At 59.4% G+C, this 18,186-nt stretch carries 13 protein-coding genes; 5 read left to right on the forward strand and 8 right to left on the reverse strand.

Annotated elements, in window-relative coordinates:
* Nucleotides 1–107: 107 nt before the first annotated feature.
* Nucleotides 108–1,070, reverse strand: coding sequence for a LysR family transcriptional regulator (locus R1T44_RS12680; RefSeq protein WP_288388074.1), 963 nt, complete (start codon nucleotides 1,068–1,070; stop codon nucleotides 108–110).
* 112 nt (nucleotides 1,071–1,182) lie between these two features.
* Between R1T44_RS12680 and R1T44_RS12685 the strand changes: the two genes are divergently transcribed.
* The 3 genes from R1T44_RS12685 (at nucleotide 1,183) to R1T44_RS12695 (ending at nucleotide 5,035) form a co-directional block, all read left to right on the forward strand.
* Nucleotides 1,183–2,064 (forward strand): HalD/BesD family halogenase, encoded by an 882-nt coding sequence (locus R1T44_RS12685; protein ID WP_200017222.1) that lies wholly within the window; start codon nucleotides 1,183–1,185, stop codon nucleotides 2,062–2,064.
* Nucleotides 2,065–2,167: 103 nt separating this feature from the next.
* Nucleotides 2,168–3,451, forward strand: a complete 1,284-nt coding sequence (locus R1T44_RS12690) for a M24 family metallopeptidase (RefSeq protein WP_317292134.1) — start codon at nucleotides 2,168–2,170, stop codon at nucleotides 3,449–3,451.
* A gap of 96 nt (nucleotides 3,452–3,547) precedes the next feature.
* Entirely contained in the window at nucleotides 3,548–5,035 is a 1,488-nt protein-coding gene (locus R1T44_RS12695; RefSeq protein WP_288388275.1) for a CoA-acylating methylmalonate-semialdehyde dehydrogenase, read from the forward strand.
* A 115-nt stretch (nucleotides 5,036–5,150) separates the two neighbouring features.
* Here R1T44_RS12695 and R1T44_RS12700 read toward each other — a convergent pair whose 3' ends face one another.
* From R1T44_RS12700 to R1T44_RS12730, 7 genes are all read right to left on the reverse strand, one after another.
* Entirely contained in the window at nucleotides 5,151–5,993 is an 843-nt protein-coding gene (locus R1T44_RS12700; RefSeq protein WP_131432377.1) for a nitrilase-related carbon-nitrogen hydrolase, read from the reverse strand.
* 141 nt (nucleotides 5,994–6,134) lie between these two features.
* Nucleotides 6,135–7,520: an MmgE/PrpD family protein gene (locus R1T44_RS12705; RefSeq protein ID WP_317292135.1), complete on the reverse strand. Its 1,386-nt coding sequence runs from the start codon at nucleotides 7,518–7,520 to the stop codon at nucleotides 6,135–6,137.
* Nucleotides 7,521–7,684: 164 nt separating this feature from the next.
* Nucleotides 7,685–8,566 (reverse strand): glycine betaine ABC transporter substrate-binding protein, encoded by an 882-nt coding sequence (locus R1T44_RS12710; RefSeq protein WP_288388205.1) that lies wholly within the window; start codon nucleotides 8,564–8,566, stop codon nucleotides 7,685–7,687.
* A gap of 102 nt (nucleotides 8,567–8,668) precedes the next feature.
* Nucleotides 8,669–9,400 carry an ABC transporter permease gene (locus R1T44_RS12715; protein ID WP_107336400.1) on the reverse strand — a complete coding sequence of 244 codons (732 nt, stop codon included), beginning with the start codon at nucleotides 9,398–9,400 and terminating at the stop codon, nucleotides 8,669–8,671.
* Between the two features lie 4 nt (nucleotides 9,401–9,404).
* Nucleotides 9,405–10,595 carry an ABC transporter ATP-binding protein gene (locus R1T44_RS12720; protein ID WP_234368134.1) on the reverse strand — a complete coding sequence of 397 codons (1,191 nt, stop codon included), beginning with the start codon at nucleotides 10,593–10,595 and terminating at the stop codon, nucleotides 9,405–9,407.
* A 45-nt stretch (nucleotides 10,596–10,640) separates the two neighbouring features.
* Entirely contained in the window at nucleotides 10,641–11,309 is a 669-nt protein-coding gene (locus R1T44_RS12725) for an ABC transporter permease (RefSeq protein WP_107336399.1), read from the reverse strand.
* A 686-nt stretch (nucleotides 11,310–11,995) separates the two neighbouring features.
* Complete coding sequence (locus R1T44_RS12730; RefSeq protein ID WP_288387919.1) at nucleotides 11,996–14,467, reverse strand: bifunctional diguanylate cyclase/phosphodiesterase; 2,472 nt, start codon at nucleotides 14,465–14,467, stop codon at nucleotides 11,996–11,998.
* A gap of 1,447 nt (nucleotides 14,468–15,914) precedes the next feature.
* On the opposite strand from R1T44_RS12730, the gene R1T44_RS12735 reads away from it, so the two are divergent.
* Nucleotides 15,915–16,625, forward strand: coding sequence for a hypothetical protein (locus tag R1T44_RS12735; RefSeq protein ID WP_286989258.1), 711 nt, complete (start codon nucleotides 15,915–15,917; stop codon nucleotides 16,623–16,625).
* Nucleotides 16,622–18,151 (forward strand): DEAD/DEAH box helicase, encoded by a 1,530-nt coding sequence (locus R1T44_RS12740; protein ID WP_288387918.1) that lies wholly within the window; start codon nucleotides 16,622–16,624, stop codon nucleotides 18,149–18,151. The genes R1T44_RS12735 and R1T44_RS12740 overlap by 4 nt, the downstream gene beginning before the upstream one ends.
* Nucleotides 18,152–18,186 lie beyond the last annotated feature (35 nt).

Raw genomic sequence — 18,186 nt, forward strand, 5'->3', positions numbered from 1 at the left:
CATATGACCGCATCGTCTCTCATTGCGACAGGTCAATCTTCCCCGAGAGTCGGTATTTTCCGCCGGCAAGATGTTCGAAAAGTGAGTCATCGGCACAAGCTTACTGCTCAACCAGCGGTCGCTGCCTCACGCGCTGTCGCGACATCTGTATCCACGCCAGCCTCAGGGCTGACCTCAGTGCCAACCCCAGCGCTCGCCTCCAGCGCCCCAACCTCTTCAAGCTTGCCCTTGCCGGTGACGATGGCTTCCAGGTGATCGCAGAAGTCACTCAGCGCATCGCTGACATGGCCCGGCGAGCGATGAAGCTCGATTTCCACATGGCCAAGCGGCGGCAAGCCTTCGTCATCGCCGACGATTCGACAGCCGGAGGGCACGCTGCGCGGTGTCTTGACGGTCAGTGCCAGTCCGGCCTTCACCGGCAGATTGATGCCCGTCGGTGACTGGCTCGAGTAACGCACATCCCACTGTCGGTCATCCCGCCCCAAGGCGGCGAAGGCATGCGCGCGGAAGATGCAGCCTTCCGGATTGAGCGCGAGCGGCAGTACCTCCCAGTCTGCAAGCGACTGGTCCTCGGCGACCACCCACACCATGCGTTCGCGCCCCAATAGCCGCCCGGTCTGGGTCGGCCCGTGACGCACCACCAGCACGGCGTCCAGCAAGCCTTCCTGAAAATCATGCACCAGCGAGGCGCTGATCTTGCAGGTCACCTCCAGGCGCACTTCGGGGTGATCCACGGCGAAGCGCGACAGCAATTCGGGCAGGTAGGTACTGGCCTGTTCTTCCGACGTGCCCAGCCGGATGAGCTCATTCTTGCGATCGACCCCGAGCACCTGCCGCGCCTCATCCTGCAGCTTGAGAATGTGCCGCGCATAGGGCAGCAACCGCCCTCCCGACGCGGTGAGTTCCACCCGACGGCTGGTGCGGGACAGCAGCGCCCCGCCCATCTGATCCTCCAGCCGCTTGATCTGCAGACTGACGGCAGACTGGGTGCGATGCAGCACCTTGCCGGCGGCACTGAACCCTTCACATTCGGCCACCGTGACAAAGGCACGAAGCAGGTCGGTATCCATGATCTATGAGCCCTCGCAATGCATTTGATCTTGACCATTCATTTCTATTATCAAAACACGCCCTCTAACCTATTCCTACGTTATTTAGCGATCAGGGAACAGGAGGCCGGGCATGAACGCAATCCAGCAGCAGGACAGTGATACCTCTCTCGATGGGCTGATAGATCTAGAACACTATCCCATCCATCGACTGACAGAAGCGCGGGGTCGCGAACTGATGCGCCAATGTCGCGAACAGCTCGCGCAGGATGGCTGCGTTGTGCTGGAGGGCTTCGTGCCGCAGGAGGCGCTGGCACGTCTGGAGCAGGAAACGGAGCGTCTTTCACCGCTGGCGCACTACAACCAGACCGTCACCAACCCCTACAACAGCGACGGTGATGACTCACTGCCCGCATCGCATCCGCGCAATCGCTTCGATGATCGCACCAACGGTTTCGTGGCGGGGGATCGCATCGGCTCAGACACCCTGATTCGCCAGGTCTACTCGCATCCCGATTTCCAGCACTTCATCGCCAGCGTCGTCGGCATGGACGACATTCACCAATATGCCGACCCGCTCGCGGATCTGGTCGTCAACGTGCTGCGCGATGGCTGCCAGCATCCTTGGCACTACGACACCAACGAATTCATCGTCACGATGATGACCCGCCAGTCCGATGCGGGTGGCCGCTTCGAATACGCCGCCGGTATCCGCAGTCCCGAGGGCGAGAACTTCGAGGGCGTCGAGAAGGTGCTCGACGGAGACCGCTCGCGCCTGACCGCCATCGATCTGAAGCCGGGCGACCTGCAGATCTTCTTCGGTCGCTACTCCCTGCATCGCGTCACGCCGGTTCGCGGTGAGCGAGAACGCCATACCGTGATCTTCGCTTACGCAAAGGAGCCCGGGTTCATCGGTCGCCCCGAGCGCGCCCAGCGAATCTTCGGCCGCATGGCACCTATCCACGAGCGCCTGCTCAAGGAAGGCATGCAGCGCAGCGACAACCTGGCGGACTGACATACCCGAGCCCGGTGCGCCCTGTCTTTTACCAGCGCCTGTGCCAGTCCTTTTTCCAGCGCCTTTCCTGACCTTTTCACCAAACCGTGAGCCGAGACCAATCATGAGCATCGTCGACTTTGAACGCCTGACCGACAGTGAACCCGCAAGCTTCCCGGTCGTGCCGTCCGCGCCAATGGCCAATGGCGACAGCATTCCCACGGCCTTTGACCCTGTGCAGCTGCGCGGCGGTCGTCTGGCCCGCCTGCGCGCCATGATGGCGGAGCAGGGCTACGCCGCCGTGGTGCTGTTTGATCCCAACAATCAGCGCTATGCCACCGGCTCGCGCAACATGTTCGGCTACTTCCTGCGCAACTCCACCCGCTATATCTATGTGCCCCTCGAGGGGCCGGTGATCCTGTTCGAATACCCCGGTAGCGCCCACGTCTCGACCTGGCTTGAAACCATCGATGAGGCGCGCACGTCCAAGGTGGTGTGGTCCGCCGTCAACCAGCGCGACAACCTCTCGAGCGACCCGTTCGGCATCGAGATTGCCCAGCTGATCGAGGAGCATGGTGGCGGCAATCGCAAGGTCGGGCTGGACCGCTGCACCCTGAATCTGGCGCGCTCGCTGGAAGCGCAGGGACTTGAGGTCTTTGACTGCATGCAGGACACCCTGCATTGCCGCCGCCTCAAGACGCCTGAGGAAATTGCCTGTCTGGCCCAGTCGATGGCCGGAAGCGAGGCCGCGGTTGCCGCCGTGGAAGCCGCCATCAAGCCCGGTGTCACCGAAAATGAGCTGTTCGCCATCATGTACGGCGATGTCATCCGCCAGGGCGGTGAGTTCATCGAGACCCGCCTGCTGTCGTCCGGGCCGCGCACCAATCCGTGGTTCAACGAGGCCAGCGACCGCGTGATTCGCCCCGGCGAGCTGGTCGCGCTGGATACCGACACCATCGGCTGCCACGGCTACTACTCCGACTTCTCACGCACCTTCCATGTCGGGCCGGGCCGACCGACCGCCTATCAGCAGAGTCTGTACCAGATGGCGCACGAGCAGGTGCACCACAACATGTCGATCCTCAAGCCCGGCATCAGCTATCGCGAGATCGCCGAGAGCGCCTGGAAGATTCCCGAGCGTTTCCTCGACCGCCGTTACCCCTCGATCATTCACGGCGTCGGCATGCATGGCGAGACGCCACTGGTCGCGCACCACATGGACTTTGATCGCTTCTCCAAGGATGGCGTGCTGGAACCCGGCATGGTGGTCTCGGTGGAAAGCTATATCGGCGAAGTCGGCGCGGCCGATGGCGTCAAGCTGGAGGAAGAGGTGCTGATCACCGAGACCGGCATCGAGAAGATCTCGCGCTATCCCTTCGATGAGGCACTGCTGGGGCGTCAATTCTGAGCACTGGTCAATCCAGGCTCACAGCAACCTCAGCTCAAGACAGCGACTTTCTCTGCCACATTCTCTGCGACTGAACACAAGGCTGAAAACTGACCGATGGATACCCTGACTCACCTGATTGGCGGTGACGCCGTGACTGGCGAACGCACCCTGGATGTGCTCAATCCGGCCACCGCGCAAGCCGTGCGCCGCCTGCCACTGGCCGATGCCGCCATCGTGCAAGGTGCGATAGCCGCCGCCAGCGATGCCCTGCCCGCCTGGCGCGCCATGCCGCCCGCCAAGCGCGCTCAGGTCATGTATCGCTTCAAGACATTGCTGGAACGGGATGCTCAAGAGATCTGCGCCCTGATCAGTGAAGAGCACGGCAAGGTGCTCGACGACGCCATGGGCGAACTCAAGCGCGGCATCGAGAATGTCGAATATGCCTGCGGCGTGCCGGAGCTGCTCAAGGGCGAGTATTCCCACAATGCCGGGCCGAGCATCGACACCTGGTCCAACCATCAACCGCTGGGCATCGTGGCCGGTGTCACGCCGTTCAACTTCCCGGCCATGGTGCCGCTCTGGATGTTCCCGATGGCGCTGGCCTGCGGCAATGCCTTCATCCTCAAGCCGTCGGAACAGAGTCCGTCGGCGGCCAACAAGATGGCCCACCTGCTGCACGAAGCCGGACTGCCCGCGGGGCTCTTCAGCGTGGTGCATGGTGATCGTGAAGCCGTCGAGGCGCTGATCGCGGCCCCGGAGGTCAAGGCGATGAGCTTCGTCGGCTCGACGCCCGTGGCGCGGAGCCTCTACGAAGGCGGCACCCGTCAGGGCAAGCGGATCCAGGCGCTGGGGGGCGCCAAGAATCACGCCGTGGTATTGCCGGACGCCGATCTCGACAATGCCGCCAGCACCTTGATCGGGGCCGCCTTCGGCAGCGCAGGCGAGCGCTGCATGGCCATCTCGGTGGCCGTCTGCGTGGGGGATGAAACCGCGGATGCCCTGATCGAACGTCTCGCGCCTCAGGCACGCGCCATGAGCATCGGCCCGGGCACTGAATCCGGTCACGACATGGGCGCCCTGATCAATGCCTCGCAGCGCGACAAGGTCGCCGGCTATATCGAGGCAGGCGCCAGCGCTGGCGCCCAGCTGATCGTGGATGGCCGCACTCACCCGCTGGTCGAGAGCTCGCCCGGCTTCTTCATGGGCGCCACGCTGTTCGATCGCGTCACGCCGGACATGAGCATCTATCGTGACGAGATCTTCGGCCCGGTACTCTGCGTGGTGCGCGTGGCAAGCTTCGAAGACGCCATCGCACTGATCAATGACCACCAGTACGGCAACGGCACCTGCCTCTTCACCCGCGATGGCGAGGCCGGACGTCGCTTCGCCGACCAGATCGAGGTCGGCATGGTCGGCATCAACGTGCCCTTGCCGGTACCGGTAGCCTTCCACAGCTTCGGCGGCTGGAAGGACTCGCTGTTCGGTGACCTGCACGCCTATGGCCCCGACGCCGTGCGCTTCTATACCCGGCGCAAGAGCGTGTCCCAGCGCTGGCCTGAGCGCAGTGCACAGGAAGCCGCTCAGTTCAGCTTCCCGTCCTGAGCCGCATTGCCGGCAACGCAAACAAGACATCCGCGACATAAACAAGACGCCCGCGCCAGAATTCTGGCGCGGGCGTCTTGCTGTTCGACAAGCTTAATTGCTTAACACCAGTCGCTCAGCGATAGCCCAGCATCAGGTCACGGACCAGCGGCGTATCGGCGTCGCGGTGCGTCGGCAGCTCGAAACGGGCCTTGGCGATCGCGGTACGCGACAGCTCGGCATGTATCAGCATCTCGCGGTCTTCCGCCTGGGCCAGCGTCTCCCCGCGCGGGCCAAGAATTCGCGACCCGCCCCAGAAATGACTGCCGCCTTCCGGCCCGAAGCGATTGGCCATGATGACCGGCGTGCCGTAGGTCATGGCGTAGAACTGGAGATTGATCGCCCAGTTCTGCTCGTTGGAGAAATCATCGCTGACGATGCCCGAGGCCGAATTGATCGGCGCACACAGCACGGTGGGACGCGCGAGCATGGCGGCGTGCACCAGGCCCGGATTCCACAGGTCCGCGCAGATCAGTGAGGTGGCCGACCAGCCTTCGCGCACATCGTTCTGGGTCAGGTCGCTGCCGTGGGTGAACAGCTTGCCCTCCTCCAGCCCGCCATAGGTCGGCAGGTTCAGCTTGCGATGCACGGCCTGCAGCGCGCCGTGCTGCAGAATCGCCAAGGCGTTGTAGTACTCCCCCGGACTGGCCTCCTCGACAAAGCCCACCACCAGCTGCATGTCGCCCGCGGCACGCGCGAGCATCAACAAGCGCGGGTCATGCGGCGGAAAGGCCAGATCAATGACCCGGCTGCCCATGCCATAGCCCGTCAGCGACAGCTCCGGGAAGACCAGCAAGTCCAGATCGACATCCCGCGCCTGATGGATGATGTCGAGATGACGTTCCAGGTTGGCCTCAATATCGCCGAGGGTGGCGTTGATCTGGGCCGCGCCAACGCGCAGGTGATCTTGATGGTGCATGAACAAGTCTCGGTAATGAAAAGAGAAGGCAACGAATAGCAGGAGCCAGGGTCAAGGTCAGGTAGAAAACCAGGGCCAAGGCCAGGAAGCAGGCCAATGAGAATCAAGCGCCGCGCAGAATGTCAGCCGCGGCCGCCATATTCAAGCCGGTGCTCCCAGAAGCGCCAGCAGCTCGGAGACCGGTCGTGACTCCAGGTCCATCACGACATCACGCAACCTGGCCGCGCGGTCTCCCAGCACCGGTTCCGCCAGGGCCTGATACTTGGCCAGCACCTGAGCATCCGTCAGCGGCTTGTCCGGATTGCCCAATGCCTCATGGTCTGCGCTTTCCAGCACCTCACCACTTTTCAGCACGATTCGCGCACGAGCCCAGCGCTCGGCGGGGAAACGGGCATTGAATACGGCATCCTCCTCGATGACCACCTTGCTCGCCAGAGCCTTGAGCCCGTCATCGTCAAGGGCATCGCAAACACCTTCCACATCCACGCTGCCCCGCCCCAGGGCACAGGCGACCGACCACGGCAGACTGTATTGCGCCTGCTCCGTGGTGTCGGGGTGCATGACATGCAGCCGCTTGCCCTCATGGAAGGTGATGATCTCGATACGCGTGATGTCGTCAGGCTCAGCCACGGCGCCTGCCAAAGACAGTACTGCCTCCACTGCCGGCTGCGCCCAGCGACACACCGGATAGGCCTTGAAGTACTGCTCGAACAGATAATGACGCTGGCCGAGGTCCTGCCACAGCGCAGCAACCTCCGGCGCCGTGACCGTCAAGGCTGGCGCTCCGGTGAAACCATCTTCCGCCAGCAACGCCGCCGAGATGCCGGTCATCGCCCCCCAGCCGGAGCCATCCTTGAGCATGGTGGGATGATCGATGCAGCGCATCATCTGGCTGCGTGGTCCATAGAACTCGGCGATGCCCAACGCATGGTGCAACGTCTCACGATCAAAGCCGCGCAGACGCGCAGCCACTGCGGCCACGCCCAGCGCATTCCAGGCCCCCGACGTATGGTAATCGGGGCTCTGGGCATGCAAGGCGATGCCCGCGCGCGTGGCGATCTCATAGCCATAGGCCAGCAACGCCAGAAACGCATGCCCGCTGAGTTGCCGGGTTTCCGGGAGTGCCAGCAGGCCGGGCAACAAGGCCACCCCCGCATGCCCCTTGGTCAGCACCTGGCCGTCGTGGGCGTCCAGCGCATCGATCAACCAGCCACCCTGTAGGGCGACACCACTGGAAGAAGCCGTGCCGCTGGTAAACAACAGCGGCAAGTCGCCGCCGTGCTGACGCGTGACATAGCGAGCCGCCTTGGCCGCCAGGGGAGTCCGCGTCGCACCTGCCGCGACGCCCAGCAGATCCAGCAGGCAGCGCTTGGCCTGGTGCAACTGCTCTGTGCTGAGACGGGTCTCGTCATAATCATGGATCAGGGACAACGGCGCAGGCGCCAGGCGATCCTCGGCAGGTGCATGAGAGGTGGGCAAAGCATGAGGGGTGGGTATAGCGTGAGACAGACAATCCGGAGCAGACATGGGACTTCTCCAATTTGGCAGACACGAAAATGACCAACGGGATGGCGGCAGATGTGGGCGAGGCAGACAAGGCCGCCAGAGACGACAAGGCCGCCCGCAGGCGGCCTTGTCGTGCTAGCGTAGCCCCTGAGCCTCGCTATCAAAGGATCAGGCGTACCTGAAGGTCACATGAGGCCGTGTTCCTTCAGGAAGTCCTCGGCGACCTGCTCGATGGTCTTCTTCTCGACATCGACCTGCGCATTCAGGCTCGCCATGGTGTCGTCATTGAGCTCGGCGGACAGCGCATTCATCTGCGACTCGAGTTCCGGATTGGCCTTGAGCGACTCCTCACGCACCACCGGCGTCAGGGCATAGGCCGGGAAATAGCCCTTGTCGTCCTCAAGCACCGTAAAATCGAAGGCCGGAATGCGGCCATCGGTGGCGAACACCAAGCCGACATCGACCTGACCATCACGCAGGGCCTGGTAGACCAGACCGGAATCCATGCGCTTGACGTCGGCGCGCCCGACACGGAAGTCATAGGCTTTCTGCAGCGGGCGCCAGCCATCATCACGCGCGTAGAATTCGGCGTTCAGCGCGAAGGACAGACCCTTTTCGTCGTTGACCGCCTGCGCGAGGTCGGACAGTGAAGCGATACCGCGCTCCTGGGCATCCGCCTCACGCATTGCCAGTGCGTAGGTATTGTTGGCCGCAGACGGCTCCAGCCACACCAGACCCTTCTCGCCGTCCAGCTCCTTGACGCGGGCATAGGTGTCTTCCGGGCTCAGGCGCTCACTGACATCGTTGTAGTTGATCAATGAGGTGCCGGTGTACTCCCAATAGAGGTCGATCTGGCCGTTTTCCTGCGCCTGACGCAGAACGGCGGAGCCCATGCCGGAGCGCTCTTCCACGTCATACCCCAAGCCTTCCAGATACTGCCCCGTCATGCTGGCGAGAATCTGTTGTTCGGTGAAGTTCTTGCCACCCACCACAATCTCGTCAGCCTGCGCCGTGGAAAGTGAAGCGGCCAGTGCCGCGCCGGTCAGCAGAGTCGTCAAGGTCTTCATGGTGTTCTCCTATCCTGTGAAATTTCGGTCCAGCCGGTTGTTGTTGTTCAGGTCGTGCAGTCTGTCACCACGCGCTGAGCGGGTCGGCGCGTGGGTCTTCGTTCATGCCCGCGCCGGGTTGACGCCTCGCGGCACCACGAGGAAGGCCACGAAGGCCACCAGCACATCCACCCCGATCGCCAGCAGCGCCGTGGGAATGGCGCCGGACAGCATCATGATGGGGTCGTAGAGGTCGATCCCGGTAAAGATCAACTCCCCCAACCCACCGGCACCGATCAGGAAGGCCAGCGGTACCGTGCCAACATTGATGGCCAGGGCGGTACGAATGCCGGCAAACATCACATACAGCGCATTGGGCAGCTCGACCCGCATCAGACGCTGAAGTGGCGACATCCCAATGCCGGAAGCCGCTTCCTTCAGCGCCGGTGAGACTCCCTTGAGCCCGGTATAGGTATTGCGCGTAATGGGCAGCAGGGTCGCGACGAACAATCCGAAGACCGCCGGCACGGTGCCGATGCCCAGAAAGCTCATCGACAGGGCCAGCACCGCCAGTGTCGGGATGGTGGTGCCCACGTTGAGCACCTGCATGGCGGATTCGGCGTAACGCGTCATGCTCGGTCGCGACAGGATGATGCCCAGCGGGACCGCGACCAGGATCGCCAGCCCGCCGGACAGTGCCGTCAACCAGAGGTGCTGTACCGTCAGAAACTGAATGTCCGGGATATAGAAGAGAAACTCTTCGATCACGCCACTCGATTGACTCCAGACCCCGGCCATGAAGATCGCAATTACGGCCACCAGTCGTAGCAAGCCCGTCAATTTCATTGTCGGCATGGGCTTACTCCTTATGCACCGTGGTCGCGGACATCTCACCCGCCGGACCTGGCGCCCCGCCGGCGACACCTCCTGAATGCGCCCGATAACGAGAGCCCAGATGGTGGGTGATGGCGCGCTGAGTGATCTGGCCAATGATTCGGCCCTGATCATCGACGCACGGTATCCAGGTCATGTCGTTGGCAAACATCAGTGAGGCGACCTTGCGCAAGTCATCATCCAAGGTGACCACGACGGGCACGCTCTGGAAATGATCACGGCAATGGCCTTTGGACGTACGGGCGATGGCAGCACTGACAATCCCGACCGGCTGGCGCTTGTCATTTACCATCACGATGCTGTTCTGGTAGCCGTAGGCCTCAATGCGTTCAAGCGCCGTGGTCAAGGTGTCATCCGGCGTGACCATGCCGATATCTTCGCTGGCCAGATCTCGAACCTTGACCAGATTCAGGCGCTTCAAGGCGCGATCTTCGCCCAGGAACGATTCGACGAATTCGTTCTTCGGCGCCGCCAGCAATTCATCGGGCGGTGAATACTGCACCAGCTTGCCACCGCGGAAGATGGCGATGCGATCGCCCATCTTGATCGCCTCATCGATATCGTGGCTGACGAACATGATCGTTTTCTTGAGATCCTGCTGCATCTTGAGGAACTCATCCTGGATCACTGCACGATTGATGGGGTCGATGGCGCCAAAGGGCTCATCCATCAGCATCACGGGCGGATCTGCGGCCAGGGCACGTGCCACGCCGATACGCTGCTGCTGACCACCGGACAGCTCGCTCGGATAGCGCTTGAGGAAGGCATCAGGTTCGAGCGCGATCATCCGCATCAGCTCGCGGGCACGTTCGCGATAGCGCGTCTTGTCCCAGCCCAGCAGCCTGGGGACCACTGTGATGTTCTCCTCGATGGTCATGTTCGGGAACAGACCGATCTGCTGGATCACGTAGCCGATATTGCGGCGCAGGTCCTGGGTATTGAGGTTGGTAGTATCTTCACCATTGATCAGCACCCGCCCGGAGGTCGGACGAATGATGCGGTTGATCATCTTGAGACTGGTGGTCTTGCCGCAGCCGGAGGGGCCGAGCAGGATGCAGATCTCACCGCTCGGGACCTTCATGCTGATGTGGTCGGCCGCCGTCACGGCGCCCTTCGGGGTATCGAAGACTTTTGTCAGGTTGTCGAGTTCGATCATGAAGCGTTCCTTGTCGTGTTGGCAGAATATCGCGCGAATGACGCGTCAGGCAGCGGCCGCTGTCGTGCGGTCCATGCCCTTGGGCGTCAGGCGCTTCTGCAGCGCCAACAATGCATAGTCGACGAGGATGGCCAGCACGCTGACTGCCACCGCCCCGACAATCAGCTGACGCGGGTCTGACTGGGAAATCCCTCGGCTGATGAAGGTCCCGAGCCCCCCGGCACCAATGTATGCCGCGATTGCCATCACCCCGATGTTCAGTACCACGGCAGTTCGCACGCCCGCCATGATGATCGGTACCGCCAGTGGGATCTCTACCATCCACAGGCGCTGGTTCTGACTCATGCCGACCCCTCTAGCGGCTTCACGCAGCGCCGGGTCGACATTATTGATCGCGGTGTAGGTGTTACGAATGATCGGCAGCTGCGAATACAGCAACACGGCGATCACGGCCGGCACATAGCCGATGCCCTGCCCGATCAACGACAGAATCGGGATCATGATGCCGAACAGCGCGATGGAGGGAATCGTCACGATGATCGAAGCGATATACAGCACGGTCTTGGCGGCTCGCTCGTTCTTGGTGATCGCGATACCGATGGGCACGCCGGTCAGCGTGGCGATTCCTACCGCCACCCCGACCAGCGAGATGTGCTCAAGCGTACGTGTGGTCAAGAGCTCTAGATTGTCCAAAGCATACTGGATCAGTTCCAAGCGAGATCTCCTTGCTTTTATTGTGTTCTGCACGGGCTCCGCACCGCGGCGCACTCCGAAGGGTCAGAGCCCAAAAGATCAGGGCAACAAGATCAGAGTCGTCAGGCACGACGGAAGCCGGTCGAAACGGGAACCTGCTTAGCTTAGCAAAGCGAGATAGCAGTTATTTATCGATTTGGATGAGCATGCAAAATGCCAGTTATTAAAAACAGTGATCCTCCATGTCTCATGCGTCTCAGGAGGTGCCACTGCCCCATCGGCACCGCAATTCACCGAATCGATGTGCAGAATCGAGGCCAACCCTGCAGCGCTATCCGCTTACCGGGCGACGATGGTAACAAAATATGGCGGATCACTAACCGACGGCCCCGGAAAGTTCATATATATCAGAGAATTAGTATCGAAATATCCGCCATGCGTCTCCCTGAGGGAGGCTAGACAGATAGAGGCGTCAGGGGGCTGGCTGAGCACAAGGCTGCCAACGCCTGACACATGCGGTGAGGGTGGGACGGTGTGGAGGGATAGCAAACATCTTCAACCAAGACACCCGTCCGAGAGAAGATGGGTGTCTTTGCTGCGCAAGAGCCAGGTTCTACACGAAATTCGGCGACCAACACCCAGGGAGGTAGGCCACGCCTATCCTCGTGCAAAAGCTACGGACCAACGCTTCGTCCGACGACAGAGGGTTAGCGACATACACCGTCACATACCAGCTCTTTGAAAGAGGCGGGTGAGATCGGCGGGCCAAGATAAAACCCTTGCACCTGGTCACAGGATAGACTGGAGACCCTCTCGAGCTGCTCGGTCGTTTCCACACCGCCGATAGTCACATTGAGAGACAGGGCATGCCCCATTCTGATGATCGCATCCACGACCGCCTCATGACGCTCGGAATGATCGAGGTACATGAGAAAGCTGCGATCAATCTTGATGCCATCGAATGGATAGCTTTGCAGGTACCCCAGAGAGGAGTAATCCGTCCCGAAATTATCCATCGACAGCCGAACCCCAAGCGCTTTGAGATCGCTCATCGTCGTCAGGATCGCCTCGGAATCCTCCCGCACGATGTTCTCGGTGATTTCCAGCTCCAGACGTTCAGCAGACAAGCCAGTCTCCTCGAGTACCCGTTGGATCCGCTGGACCAGATCATGACGCTGGAACTCGACCGGCGACAGATTGACTGACACCCAAAGCTCGTTTTCCCAACTCATGGCGTTCCAGCAGGCTTCTCGCAAGACCCAATCGCTGATCTCGAAAATCACGCCATTTTCTTCTGCCACAGGAATGAAGCAAGCCGGACTTAACACACCCCGAATAGGGTGATGCCAGCGTACCAACGCCTCTGCCCCGATGATGCCCTGAGTCATTGCATCGAAACGCGGCTGAAACTCAAGCCGCAACTCCTTGCGCGCGACAGCCTGGCACAAATCCATTTCCAGCTGACGTCGCTCCATGATGCGCTCGCTCATAGAAGGGTCGTAAATGCATGCCACATTTCTGCCCTGGGACTTGGCTTCATAAAGCGCAATATCCGCACCCCGCAACATCGCATCATGAGTCAATGCATGATACGGCGCGGCGACGATACCAATGCTGGTCCCGACGTGAATCACGTGATTCCCGATCGGGATCGGTTGATTGATCTTGTCGATCAGACACTGGCCCAGTCGTGCTGCGTCCTGAGACGTCTTGCACTGCGTGGCGACCACAATGAATTCATCTCCCCCGAGTCTTGCGACCATATCGCGATCCTCTATGCAGCCTTGGATCGCTTTCGCAATTTCACGGAGCACCTGATCCCCAACTGCGTGCCCGTAGGTATCATTGACCGGCTTGAAGCGATCAAGATCGAGGGCCAGCACGAATAATGGATGATCACCACTCACCTCGGTACTCAACTTCTCGCCAAGAAACCGATCGAGGCGGTGACGATTGGCGAGACCGGTCAACGGATCGTGTTGACTGATATGTTCAATCTTGGCCTTGGCTTCCATTTCACGCGTAATGTCACACACGGTTCCCTGATAGCCCTTTAGCTCTCCCCCGACACGAAATTCACTGGCAAAAATCTGACAATATCTCACGCGCCCCTCGCCATCCCGCAGCTCACACTCGATAGGCTGACGCCCGGCAGCCGCCCCACGTGTGGCAATGGCCACCAAAGTCGACGCGTTGTACTGCAAAAGCTCTGACAACGGCCTTCCGATCCACGCCGAAGTCGATAACCCTGTCAGCGGCTCAAAGCGCTCAGACAGATAGACCAAGACCTGGTCTGTATCGGATTGCCAGATCCAGTCGGACGAAATTTCTGACAGATTCTTGAAACGCTGCTCGCTGACTTTCAGGGAGCCCTGCACTTCATCCACAACCTTGCTGGCATGATTGATACGCTTGCGCAGCCATATCAACAGGAACAGTACCAGCCCTCCTACCAATACCCAGATAGGCAGCACCTTGATGAGGATGTTTTGGCCATAAGCGGTTTTCTGCCATTGCACCACAATATCCCCAACCTCCTCGCTGGCGAGAATCACGTAGGGTTCCTCGAGGCCTTCCCCTGCCCCAATGCCAGCACGCAAGCCTTTCAAGTCATAACTGTCGGCCAGTGCGGCCAGTTTTGTCGCATCCAGAATGTCAACATACAAAAGATAGGAAAGCGTCTCGAACTGTACATAAGAACTATCCGGCCGAATGACGGCAGCCGAGACGACAGCGGGTACGCCATTGACTGCCGTATATTCAGACGCGACCTCATCCTCCAGTGACCCCTCTCTGGCTTTTTCCAGCAGGCGTGGCAGATCACTCTGGATCCACTCCTCTACCTTGATATCAGTCAATTCACCGTTGATGAGAGCGTAACGGGTAGCGCCTGCTGGCCCCACAATAAATACGCCATTCAGTCCATAGGTGGGATATAGAGAAGCCCCAATATTATCTCGTTCATACGCCCACTCATGATCGACTTCACCATAGGTATAGTCATAGGAATCAATCCAGAAGGCATAGTCGTCCAGGGCGATGGCAATCTGTTCCAATCGGCTATTCAACGCCAATGAAACATCAGACTTGTCATGCGCCAGCTGGTCTTCGTCGACCGCCAGACTGAGGTATATCAGGCTGCCACCCGACATAAGAAACAGGGCGACGATAACGAACATGAGGAGTCGTGACGCCAGGCGGGTGGCGTCAATGTAGTGAGAACCTTTCTCAACTGGGGGAGGTTCGGAATATGGCGTCATGGTCATCCGGCGAGTTAAGGCTGTAGAAAGTCGCATATCATCCTCGATCACGGCAAACACTGACACGGTGGTTAACGGCGGTTGTGGGGCGTCCTTTAACGCATCACGGTGACAGCCGCCTCTCCCTATCCCTATTTCAGGCAGTGTCCGAGAGCAATCAGAGAACAGACTGACTCGACACTCTCTGGTGTAAAGGCATGTAACAAGGTCCATTCACCTTATGCGAGTCCTGTGGCGGGTAAGTCGACCCACTTACCAGAACGTAGTGTCGATGATAAAGAAACTTGCCGTTTAAGACTCAACGCAAATTATCCTGAGCGACCCCGCACGCCCACTATCAGCCGCTTTGAGCAGCTGCGATCCCCTAAAATTTAATCGATCTCATTACACCAGAAAGCGCCCCTCCATCATGGCGCCAGAAGTGTCATGTCGCCGGTCGCTACCGGGGCGGGCAGAAAGGCAGGTGCCCATTCTCATATGTTGCCCCTCTACTACTGAATCGATGACTTCAACGTGAGGTGACGGATCACAGGTTACCCTCTGGCAAGTTGACCCTGTGGCTCACCACGTCAAGGAGTCAGTTCGTCCTGTGGAATATGGAAAGCTCGCTCCCGGGGAGGAGGGCCCTGAGTCGCAAGCACTGTCTCCTTGTCGCATGCCGGGCCGGCCTAATACCGCGCCGTGCCCCCACAACGATGCCAGCCCCTTGGCGCGCATCTCCTCCGACTCCGTCGTAGTCACCCAGCGAGACGATATGCGATTGGTCGTCGCTTTCCCGTAACGATCGGTAGGAGGTCATGTCGTAAGCCGCCGCTCTGGACCTTCGCGCCATCTCATCGGCTTGCAATGACTGAGACCGCACCTCGCCCAGACAGATAAGCGCGTTATCCATCATGCTGGGATACCTGACTGAAGTCTCGACAACCTTCTTTTATTCCATCGACGACAATATGCCGCTGAAGACTCTTGCGGGCTTGTCAACATTCTTATTGGAATGCATTCATCTGAAAGCGGATAACAAATCGCGGCAACATGAAATGTCGTCTCCCCAATGTCTTCCGACTGCTAACCCTCTTCGCTTTCATTTCATGGCAACCAATATATTTACTTCTCTACATAGCGCATTCAGCTTCTCCATCCTCACGATTCCATTCTGTAAACCCAATACCACTCACGCACCGAATACAGAAAAACCTTTTAAAACAATAGGTTAAATCACAATAACTCGCTTACCCAACAATTTAACCTCTGTCGCTCAGAATGAAATCGTGAGGGATCAGCGTTCTGAAGATTGACTTCCCAGAATCACTCACTGTCGTAAGGTCGAAACAACTGACTACTACTTGTCAGGACCATGATCCAATTCATGATTATCGATCAGAGGTTGACCTCCATGACAGACTCAAACGCACCGTATACCAATATCTTTCGGGATGCTGGCAATCTTCCCGTTGACAATAACTCGTGTCCTCAGAGTGAACGTATCAATCGAGTATTGATCCCTCTGCTGAGTGATTATGCCGAACAGAAATATCACTTCACGATTGTGAAATGTCGAGATGCCCTATTAGGGGACGCATCGCTCACCACCATCAGCAAGCACTATCTGTATAAATTTATCGCCAAACGCTTGAAGACCTGCATCGAACAGGGGTTCGCCATCGAGGTGGGTCTCCAGGGCAAGAAACGAAAGGTCTTTCAAATGCTCTGTCCTCCGACGAGTCCACGTGCCGTCAATCGACCCGCGCCCCTCTCCACTCCGCCTCTCTTGCCTGAGGCGACCAAGACCGAGATGCCCTTCACCTCCTCCCAAGACCAAGCCCCAGCCACCGAACCTGAATTCACCGACGAAGACAAACGCAGCTTGAAGGAGTTGGCTCGTCAACAACTCATCACCCTGGAAGAGAGCGAACTCATGATCGAGTGTTTCGACTTTCTGCTGAACGAAAAGCCGAAGTGGTGCCACCCGCTTCATCATTGCCGAGAACAGGCTGCCGCGAGGGCGATCCGGGCAAAGGCGTATCACAAGGCATTCCTCACCCTCTCCGAACAACCGACCACGGAGGGCGACACATGAGACGTCGATCGCAAAACCGTCTACTGAAAGGCGGGGCAACTCCTCCCTTGCGAGGCTGGCAGGCGCGATGCATCGAAACCGCGCTGCAGACATTGAGTGAGGACCGCCCTCACTTTCTGTGTCAAGCCACCCCGGGGGCCGGAAAGATGCTGATGTCGGCGGTTCTGGCCGAAGAGCTGTTACTCAATGGCAGCATCGATCAGGTTCTCTACTTGGGCCCAACAACGGCGGTCGTTCAGCATGCAAGAACGCAGTTTGAACAGGTGCTGGGACGCCCCTTGCGAGGGAACCTCCACGACGTGGGCGCCTGCGTGACCTATCACGCGCTTCATCATCGACTCGGGGAGTTGAAGACGCTTTGTCAGCGAGGCCGAGTCTTGATGGTTTGGGATGAAAGTCATCATGCCGCCAGCCAGACCAGCCTCGATGGCGAGCATACCTCGGGGCTGAATCAATGGGGAAAAGCCCTGCTATCCCTTGAGCAACACGTTCGTTTCACCCTCGCGCTTTCCGGCACGCCGTGGCGGACAGATGGCAGCTGTCTCCCGCTATTGCATTACCATGAGCACGACTCATCCTCGCCCAAGGCTGCGCACCGCCCGTCTCGTCGCCTGGTTCCAGACTTCGTCTACTCGCTGCGAGACGCCATCGACGATCAAGTGTGCAGAACCCCAACGATTCATCTGCTGGATAATCGCGACATTCTGCTGCGAACCAAGACAGCAAGCGCCTATCACTCGACGGTACAGCGCTATCAAAGCCTTCCCGCACTGATGCGGCATCCCAAGGTGCCGTATGCGAGTCTGGTACGCCACCGCGAGCTCAGCAGGCATCTTTTGATGCTGGCCGCTGGTAGCCTGGTTGGATGGCGGGAGCAAGATCCACAGGCAGGTGGACTGGTGATCGCATCCGATATTGCCCATGCCAACGCCATTGCGGGTCTGCTGGAGCAGCAGGGGTATACCACCTGCCTGGTCACCAGCCAGTCACCTGATGCCCATGAGAGGTTAGCGAGCTTTCAGCAGGCTCGGACGCAATGGATCGTCTCCGTCAATATGGTGAGCGAAGGCGTCGACTTACCGCGGCTTCGCGTGTGTTGTTATCTGAGCCATATCAAGACCGAGCAATACTTTCGCCAGGCATTGGGCCGCATCATTCGTCGTCAGCACCACCATGATGCACTATGTGACTTCTATATGCTCCAAGACCCCTTGCTGGAACGCTATGCCAAACGCGTGCTGGAAGACCTGCCGGAGCCACACTCGCGAATCCAGTACTCAAGCTTCGCCGGCAGCCCCGTCCAGCGCTCGTCCCTTGCACTACCGATACGGCAAGCGCCAAGTCTCGACGACACAGCAGAGGGCGATGTGTTGCTGCCCCCACACAGACGGCCACCCGGCACTCTCCCACCCTATCATTCACCTTCGCTAGCAGCAGGAAGACCCCATCCCGAGACAGATCAGGGACTTCTCTCGGGGATCCATTTCTCTCACGACTTCATCACGCACGTGATTCTCCTCACATGACGAATCGGGCGAGAGTGTCTATCGCCCCACACCGC

The organism is Cobetia amphilecti (assembly GCF_032923285.1).
GTDB classification, from domain to species: domain Bacteria; phylum Pseudomonadota; class Gammaproteobacteria; order Pseudomonadales; family Halomonadaceae; genus Cobetia; species Cobetia amphilecti.